The sequence below is a fragment of the Phenylobacterium sp. genome (assembly GCF_030693805.1).
GTDB lineage: Bacteria > Pseudomonadota > Alphaproteobacteria > Caulobacterales > Caulobacteraceae > Phenylobacterium.
The window spans coordinates 1-4,258 of sequence record NZ_JAUXZW010000321.1 but is presented as its reverse complement, the minus strand read 5'-3'; the positions used below and the strand labels follow the sequence as shown (position 1 = coordinate 4,258).

Here is a 4,258-nt window from a genome sequence, read left to right as displayed (position 1 = left end):
CGCGTCCTCGACGATCTGCGCCTCTCGCGCCTGGTCGGCGCCCAGGCGGACGAGGTCGGCGGCCAGCCGTTCGAGCTCGGAGGCCTGGGCCTCGGCCTCGCGCTCCAGCCGGTCCTTGTCGATAGCCAGGCGATGGAGCACGGCGGCGGCGATGGTCTCGGCCTCGCGCAGCGGCTTGATCGCCTCCTCGGCCGCGGCGGCGCGGGTGGTCGCGGCCGCCGCGGTGCGGGCCGCCTCCTCGACAGTGCGCGCGGCGGCCTCGCCTTCACCCATCAGCGTCTCGGCGGCGGCCTTGGCCTCGGCCCAGCGGACGTAGGCCAGCGCGCCCTGCAGGCTTCGGATCTCTGCGGCGAGTTTCTTGTAGCGCTCGGCGGCGCGCGCCTCTCGCCTCAGCCGCGCCAGCGCGCCCTCCAGCTCACGAGCCACGTCGTCTAGCCGGGCGAGGTTGGTCTCCGCGGCGCGCAGCCGCAGCTCCGCCTCATGGCGACGCGTGTGCAGCCCGGCGACGCCCGCGGCCTCTTCCAGGATCAGCCGGCGGTTCTGCGGCTTGGCGGAGATCAGCTCGGAGATCTGACCCTGGCGCACCAGGGCCGGCGAGTTGGAGCCTGTCGAGGCGTCGGCGAACAGCAGTTGCACGTCGCGGGCGCGCACCTCGCGGCCGTTGATGCGGTAGGTCGAACCCGCCCCGCGGTCGATGCGGCGCACAACCTCCAGCACCGGGTCGGCGTTGAACGCCGCCGGGGCCTTGCGGTCGGCGTTGTCGATGGTCAGCGCCACCTCGGCGTGGTTGCGCGAGGGCCGGCTTCCGGAGCCTGAGAAGATCACGTCGTCCATGCCGCCGGCTCGCATCGCCTTGGCGGAGTTGGCCCCCATCACCCAGCGCAGAGCCTCGAGGATGTTGGACTTGCCGCAGCCGTTGGGGCCGACCACGCCGGTGATTCCAGGCTCGATGCGTAACTCCGTCGGTTCGACGAAGGACTTGAAGCCCGAGATCCGCAGGCGCTGGAAATGCATGGGCGTTGAGCGCTACTTCCCCGCTGCGGCGACGGCGGCGTCGAGTTCGGTCAGGCTGATCTCGCCTTCCTTGATCTTCTTGCCGTCGATCAGGAAGGTGGGCGTGGAGTTGATCTTGTCGACCTTGATGGCCTTGTCGACGCGCTCGTTCAGCGCCTTCAGCGAGGCCTCGTCGCCGACGCAGGCGGTGAACTGCTGCTCGCTCATGCCCGACGACTGGGCGATGCGCAGCAGCACGTCGCGGGGCGTCTCCGCGCCGCCGAACATCTCCTGCTGGCTGCGGAAGATGGTGTCGAGGACAGTGAAATACTTGTCCTTGCCGGCGCAGCGCGCGAGCAGGAAAGAGGCGGCCGCCACGTCGTTGGGCGGCGTGAGGAATTCCTTGAACGTGTAGTGCACCTTGCCGGTGTCGATGTACTTCGCCTTGAACGCCGGGAAGACGTCGGTGCTGAACCGGGCGCAGTGCGGACAGGTGGGCGAGGCGTACTCGACCATCTTGATCTTGGCGGCGGGGTCGCCCAGCGACATATCGGCGGCGTTGACTGCGCCGGGCTTGGCGCCGCGGTCGCAGGCCGCGAGGGCCAGCGCACCAGCGGCGAGCGCGGCGAGGATCATCAGGCGGCGGTTGGTCGTACGCATGGACAAGCCTTCGGATGTTTCGTGACGGATTAAAGCGCGATTCCCCGCGCGCCGTCGCCCAGCGTCGCTGAAAGCCGGCCCCGCGGCTTTTAGTCCGCCTGCGCGGCGATCTGAAGGGCTTCGTTTGCGCTCAACGCTCGCGGCGCATGACGCCCCGGCCCAGCGCCAGCAAGGCGGCCTTCAGCGGACTGTCCGCCACGGTCTCCATGCCGCGCGCCAGTTCGGCTTCCTTGGCGGCGTCCAGCGGCGGCGGCTTGCGTCGCGCGGCCGATGGCGTAGCGGCGGCGCGCAACGGCCCCTGGACGATGCGCAGCTTGTCCACCGCGCCCTCGCCCAGGAACAGGTTGACCCGCGCCAGGATTTCCGGGGCCTGATGCTGGATGATCGCGGCGGCCGGGCCGGCGACGCGGATCTCCAACGCCGCGGCGCTTCCGGCGCGCTTGCGGGTCAGCTTCACCGGCTCTGTGCGCCTGGCGATCTGTTCGCCGACGATCTCGCGCCAGCGGGCCTGCAGCGCGCCGGGCCCCTGGCCGAAGCGACCGTCCAGCTCGCGCACCAGCTTGTTCAGCGAGCGCCCGGCAGTGGGCGGGGCGCGACGCACCGGTCGGGTGCGTTTGGCCGCCAGGATGCGGATCGCTTCGTCGCGGGTCGGCAGGGAACGGCTCATGACCTGACGAGCCTACAACATCGGCCCCCTCCCGCCGAGCGCCGCGATGGGCTAGGCGATGGCGCGTGGATCGTGACCGCCTGCGCGCCAGCCTGCTGGCCTGGTACGACGCCCATGCGCGGGCGCTGCCGTGGCGCGTGGGACCGGCCGATCATGCCCAGGGCGTGCGCGCCGATCCGTACCGCATCTGGTTGTCCGAGGTGATGCTGCAGCAGACGACCGTGCCGCACGCGACGCCGTACTTCCTGTCGTTCACTCAACGCTGGCCGGACGCCCGCGCCCTGGCGGCTGAGGACGACGGCCAGGTGATGGCCGCCTGGGCGGGGCTTGGCTACTACGCCCGGGCCCGCAACCTGCTGGCCTGCGCGCGGGCGGTGGCCCAGGCGCATGGCGGCATCTTCCCCGACACCGAGGAGGGCCTGCGCGCGCTTCCCGGCGTCGGCGCCTATACCGCCGCCGCGGTCGCCGCGATCGCTTTCGACCGGCCCGCCAACGTCGTCGACGGCAATGTCGAGCGAGTGATGGCCCGGCTGTTCGCCGTGGAGACGGCGCTGCCGGACGCCAAGCCCGAGCTCAAACGGCTGGCCGGCGAACTGGTGACGGCGGAGCGTCCCGGCGACTGGGCGCAGGCGCTGATGGACCTGGGCGCGACGATCTGCCGGCCGAAGTCGCCGCTGTGCGAGCGCTGTCCGGTGGCGGGCTTCTGCGCCGCTCTGGCCGGCGGCGCGCCGGAGTCGTATCCGCGAAAGTCAGCGAAGGCGGCGCGGCCGCACCGCTTCGGCATCGCCTATCTGCTGACGCAGGGAGACCAGGTGGGACTGGTCAGGCGTCCGCCGCGCGGTCTTCTGGGCGGCATGCTGGCCCTGCCGACCAGCGACTGGCGCGCGACGCCTTGGAGCGAGGCCGAGGCGCTCGCAGCCGCGCCGGCCGACGCCGACTGGCGCGCCGCCGGCGAAGTGGAGCACGTGTTCACCCACTTCAGCCTGGGCTTGCGGGTGCTGCGTGCGCGAGGCGACGCGGAGGATCTGATCTGGACGCCGACCCGCGACCTCGGAGCCTTGCCCAGCGTGTTCCTGAAAGCCGCCCGCGCCGGCCTGGACAACCTGCTCTAGGCGCTCGACCCCTAAGCCGCGATCTCGGAGCGGACCTTGGCGCGCAGGGTGTCGATGGGGGCGAGACCTGCATCGGTCTTGAAGTGCCAGTAGGTCCAGCCGTTGCAGGCGGGCGCCGACTGCACCATCGCACCGACCTTGTGGATCGAACCGGTCACCGCGCCAACCGCCAGGCTGCCGTCGGCGCGCACGCGGGCCGAGGTCTTGCCCTTGGCGCAGTACAGTACGTCGCCGGCGCGCAGCAGACCCGCTTCGACGATCTGGCCGAACGGCACGCGCGGCTCGGCGCGCTTGGAGGTGGTGACCTGGATCTCGTCGGCCGTGGCGGGCGTGACCAGGGCGATGCGGCGGGTGGCCACTTTGATGTAGGCGCTTTCGCGCTCGATGCCGATGAAGCGGCGGCCCAGCCGCTTGGCCGCGGCCCCGGTGGTGCCGGTGCCGAAGAACGGATCGAGGATCACGTCGCCCGGCTTGGTCGAGGCCAAGATCAGCCGGTGCAGCAGGGATTCCGGCTTCTGGGTCGGGTGCGCCTTGACCCCGTTCTCGTCCTTCAGCCGCTCCTCGCCGGTGCACAGCGGGATGGTCCAGTCCGAACGCATCTGCAGTTCGTCATTGGCCATCTTCATGGCGTCGTAGTTGAAGGTGTAGCGCCTGGCGCCGCGCGCCTTGGCGGCCCAGATCAGCGTCTCGTGGGCGTTGGTGAAGCGCTTGCCGCGGAAGTTCGGCATCGGGTTCGATTTGCGCCAGACGATGTCGTTCAGCAGCCAGAAGCCCTGGTCCTGCAGCGCCGTGCCGATGCGGAAGATATTGTGGTAGCTGCCGATCA

The 4,258-nt window shown here is 70.8% G+C and carries 5 protein-coding genes; 1 reads left to right on the top strand and 4 read right to left on the bottom strand.

Annotated features, from left to right (window positions below; genetic code table 11):
- The 3 genes from Q8M88_RS12580 to Q8M88_RS12570 all read right to left on the bottom strand — a co-directional run.
- On the bottom strand, positions 1-1,014 hold a 1,014-nt coding region (locus Q8M88_RS12580), incomplete at its 3' end, for an AAA family ATPase (RefSeq protein WP_305597501.1).
- Between the two features lie 12 nt (positions 1,015-1,026).
- Entirely contained in the window at positions 1,027-1,653 is a 627-nt protein-coding gene (locus tag Q8M88_RS12575) for a DsbA family protein (protein WP_305597500.1), read from the bottom strand.
- 130 nt (positions 1,654-1,783) lie between these two features.
- Complete coding sequence (locus Q8M88_RS12570; RefSeq protein WP_305597499.1) at positions 1,784-2,320, bottom strand: DUF721 domain-containing protein; 537 nt, start codon at positions 2,318-2,320, stop codon at positions 1,784-1,786.
- 65 nt (positions 2,321-2,385) lie between these two features.
- Between Q8M88_RS12570 and mutY the strand changes: the two genes are divergently transcribed.
- Positions 2,386-3,432, top strand: coding sequence for an A/G-specific adenine glycosylase (mutY, locus tag Q8M88_RS12565; protein WP_305597498.1), 1,047 nt, complete (start codon positions 2,386-2,388; stop codon positions 3,430-3,432).
- A gap of 11 nt (positions 3,433-3,443) precedes the next feature.
- Here the strand turns inward: mutY and Q8M88_RS12560 are convergent.
- A partial coding sequence (locus Q8M88_RS12560) for a site-specific DNA-methyltransferase (RefSeq protein ID WP_305597497.1) occupies positions 3,444-4,258 on the bottom strand: 815 nt, incomplete at its 5' end.